Source organism: Frankia tisae (genome assembly GCF_025403405.1).
Classification (GTDB): Bacteria; Actinomycetota; Actinomycetes; order Frankiales; family Frankiaceae; genus Frankia; species Frankia tisai.
Window position 1 is genome coordinate 1 of sequence record NZ_JANEZT010000498.1, and the last position, 3,888, is coordinate 3,888.

Sequence of the window (3,888 nt, forward strand, 5' to 3'; positions counted from 1 at the left end):
GCTCACCGGCGGCTCCGGCGGCTCCGGCGGCCGCCGGAGCCGCCGGAGCCGCCGGTGAGCTGGCCGGCCACGATCACGTAGATCGCCAAGGCGAGGGTGAAGCTGATCGACTGCGGCGCGAAGTAGTTCTGCCCGATCCAGTTCCCCGCGGTGAACAGGTACGCGGCGAGCCATGGCACGCGGGTGCCGCCGAGGACGGCGCGGGCCAGCGCGGCGACCAGGAACAGGTCGACGACGGCGAAGAACGGTTCGGCCCAGGCCGCGAACGTCACCGGGTCGGGTCGGCCGGCGACCTCGCCGAAGAAGGCTGCCAGGGCGAAGAATCCGGGCCAGCGGTGGTAGAGGTCGACCGACCGGTCGACGCCCTGGTGCGCCTCGATGAACCGGGTGACGCCGATGTGCTTGTACACGTAGGCGTACTGCGGCAGGTCGGTGACCGCCGGGATCGTCGCGTAGAGCACGATCACCAGGGCGATGCCGACGCAGGCGAGGACCGGGCCGGACGGCCGCGCCGCCGACAGGGCGGCGACCGCGGCGACGACCAGGGCGCCGAGCGCGACGAACCACAGCGCCGGCAGCGCGGCCAACAGGCCGTAGGAACCGAGCCGGTCGACGTCGATGCCGTGCAGGCTGACAGCCCAGCCGACCAGCCCGACGACGACCGCGGCGAGCAGCGCCCCGTTTCGGCGTGGGCCGGCGCGCCACCACAGCTCGGTGGACCGGCCCAGCGCCCCGACCGCCGGGGTGCCGGTGCCACAGGTGCCGGTGCCGTAGGTGCCGGTCTCCGGTCGCCGCGGAATGACCCGTGGCAGGCTGTCAGGACCTGGCATCGACCCCGCCGCTGCGCTGCGCGGCCGCGCGGGACTGCGCGTAGAGGATCGGTCCGGCGACCATCCCGGCCCGTTCGCGGGCGAGCAGGCCGCGGGGCATCGTGTGCTCGCGTCCGTAGCTCTCCCGGGTCGCGTCGCCGATCTTCCAGATCTTCCACAGGCCGACGGGCAGCTTGGTGAGGATGTCCGTCCGGCTGCGGCGGTCGCCGAGGTGCTTGACCAGGTAGGCGGTGAGCCCGGTGCCGTAGCCCCACATCTGCTTGCGCAGCGCGTCGAGGTCGCTGCGGTGGCTGTGCCAGACCAGCGCCGCGGGCTCGTAGGCGAGCTGGTATCCGCCGAGCAGGACCCGGACGAAGGCGTCGAGGTCCTCGCCGCCTTCGGTCAGGGTGCCGGCGCCGAGGGCCTCGTCGAACCCGCCGAGCTCGCGGATCATGCCGGCGCGGACGGCGAAGTTGGCGCCGGCGCCGAACACGCCCGCGGAGTACGGGTAGAGCGGATGGGCGAGGCGGTGGCGGTCCAGGTCGTACAGGTGCGGCTGGCAGCTCGATGCCCAGGTCACCCGGGAGTCGAAGTAGTACTCGGCCAGGTTCTCCAGCGTCGCGGTCGAGACCAGGCCGGTCACGCAGCCGACGTTGGCGCCCTGCCGGAAGCCGCGCAACAGGCCGGCGACCCAGCCGCCGTCGACGCGCACGTCGTCGTCGGTGAAGGCGATCACCTCACCCCGCGCCTCGGCGACCCCACGGTTGCGCGCGCAGGACAGCCCGGGACGGTCCTCGCGGACGTAGCGGAACCGCGGCGACGAGCCGACGAGCCGGTCGAACACCGCCCGGGTGGAGTCGTCCGACGGCGCATTGTCGACGATGACCACCTCCAGGTCCGGATGGTCCAGCGCCTGCAGTCCCGCCAGGCAGGCCGGCAGCATCGCGGCCCGGTTGCGGGTGCACACGACAACGGTCACCGACGTGGGGTCCACCATGGCCCGGGAGCAGTGGGCGACCTGCTCCCGGGGCGGTATCACCCCCGGGCCGAGCGCCGGCACCATCCGCCGGCCGTCGCCGCGCAGGTGCACGGCCATCCGGTCGGCGAACGCCAGGTGGGCGGTCTCGAAGAACTCGTCGTGGTTGAGGATGCCGTCCCTCAACTGCAGGTTGACGTAGCCGAGCGGCTCGGCATGCAGCCGGGCGAGCAGCCGGATCTGCGCGTAGGGCTCCCCGCTTTCCTGGACGACCGGCGCGGTGGGCAGCACCGGATCCCCGAGTTCGATCTCCCCGCAGAAGGTGGGAACGGGGCGGGACCGCTGCCACGGCTGCCGACTATCGGTCATCACGCGGTGTCCTTACCTGTCGATCTGATGGGACGGAACGGGCCGCAGCGTCGGAACAGGTCGAGCCCGATCAGCGCGGCGCCTGGCAGGCCGAGCACGAGCGCCGGCACGGCGGCGTGCCAGGCCCCGAGGAACACGGGCACCACGCTCACGAGCAGCTCCGCGGCGAGGCTGAAGGCCACGGCGAGCCCCAGGGTGGTCAGGGGGTCCAGCGGGGCGAGCCGGGTCAGGACGGCCCAGCCGGGCACGAGGCTGAAGCAGGCGATCGCGACGAGGGGCCGCAGGGCCGAGTGGGGCGCGATCAGGACCACGCCGACGAGGAGCACGAGCAGGGCCAGCAGGGCCGCGTCCACGACCGCGCGGGTCCGCTCGCCAACCGCCTCGCCCCGGCCGGGTCGACCCGGCGCCTGCGGGCGCAGGCCGACTGTGCGCTCGGTGTCGGGGTCCATCGTGGACCGCCTTTCCCTGCGGGTCCGGGTCGAGGGGATCAGGAAGGGCAGCAGGCGCGGCAGGACGGCCAGCGCCACGGCGCCGTCCGCGGCGAGGAAGCCGAGTCCCAGGCCGGTCAGGCCGTGGTGCACCAGGCCGAACCAGGAGACGCCGAGCTCCGCCACCCCGCCCGCCGCGCTGATCGCCACCGCCTCGATCCACCGGCCTTTGACCCGTGCGATCGGCAGGTAGGCCGACATGGCGGCCATGGGCACGAGGCTGAGGGCGAGCAGGCGTAGCAGGTTCGCGGCGCAGGTGTAGGAGGGGCCGAAGACGGCCAGGACGGGGTGGGCGAACAGCATCAGGATGACGAGCACGGGGGCGACCAGCGTCGCCTGGCGGCGCAGCATGGTCCGCAGCAGCGACGGGATCTGGCCGGGTTCCATCGAGCCGTGTACCAGTAGGGATGCCCCGAAGTTGAACGAGATCATCCGCAGGCTGTACGGGATGGTCCAGGCGATGAAGAAGACCGCGTTTCCCTCGGTGCCCAGCCGCGCCACCACCAGCAGCGGCAGCAGGTTGGCGCTGGCCACCCCGACCAGGTTGCCGAGGTGGCTACCACTGACGAAGCGGGTGATGGTGCGCGCGTCCCAGCCCGGTGGCCCGGGTGGCGAGGCCGCCGCGAAGCGCGGTAGGACGCGACGCCAGACGATGATGTTCATCACGACCACGAGCAGGATCACCGGCAGCAGCCACGAGGCGAACACGGCGAAGGCGCCGCCGCCGACGAAGCAGACCAGCAGCGCCAGCCGGAGCAACCCGAACACCAGGTTCTCGACCGGCACGAGCATGGCGGCGCCCATTCCCAGCAGCACCACATCCTGCAGCGCGAAGACCGACCAGAGCGCCACCGCCGCCGGGTACCACAGCAGTCCCTGGCCGGGGTGCCCGCCGAACAGGTCGGTGCCGAACAGGATGACGAAGGGAACCCCCGCCACCATGCTCGCCGCCGCGACGGTGATGTAGCAGCCTCGCACCAGCCGGCCGCCGGACGCGCCGGCCGCCGGCAGGAACCGTTGCAACGCGGTGTGCAGGTCCAGCGACGCGATCGCCGAGAGCAGCACCAGCCCCGAGGTAAGGCCTGCGGCCTGGCCGACCACGTGTTGCGGGAACAGCCGCGCGGAGATCACGTAGCACAGCAGACCGGTGAGCGCGTTCCCGACGGAGCTCGCCGTGAGCGCGTAGGCGTCCAGCACCAGCCTGCGGTCGCGGGACGGCCGGGTGGCCGCGGTGGCCGCGGTGGAG

At 72.8% G+C, this 3,888-nt stretch carries 3 protein-coding genes; all 3 read right to left on the reverse strand.

Annotation, left to right across the window (positions count from 1 at the left end; genetic code table 11):
• Positions 1-2 precede the first annotated feature (2 nt).
• Positions 3-830, reverse strand: a complete 828-nt coding sequence (locus NBZ85_RS28745; RefSeq protein WP_261563087.1) for a hypothetical protein — start codon at positions 828-830, stop codon at positions 3-5.
• Entirely contained in the window at positions 817-2,154 is a 1,338-nt protein-coding gene (locus NBZ85_RS28750; protein WP_261556402.1) for a glycosyltransferase family 2 protein, read from the reverse strand. The genes NBZ85_RS28745 and NBZ85_RS28750 overlap by 14 nt, the downstream gene beginning before the upstream one ends.
• On the reverse strand, positions 2,154-3,888 hold a 1,735-nt coding region (locus tag NBZ85_RS28755; protein WP_261563088.1), incomplete at its 5' end, for a lipopolysaccharide biosynthesis protein. The genes NBZ85_RS28755 and NBZ85_RS28750, both read right to left, overlap by 1 nt.

What these genes read in the sequence shown, in the direction of transcription:
- NBZ85_RS28750 (WP_261556402.1), bottom strand. Translation starts at nt 2,154, where the DNA reads ATGACCGATAGTCGGCAGCCGTGGCAGCGGTCCCGCCCCGTTCCCACC.
- NBZ85_RS28745 (WP_261563087.1), bottom strand. Translation starts at nt 830, where the DNA reads ATGCCAGGTCCTGACAGCCTGCCACGGGTCATTCCGCGGCGACCGGAG.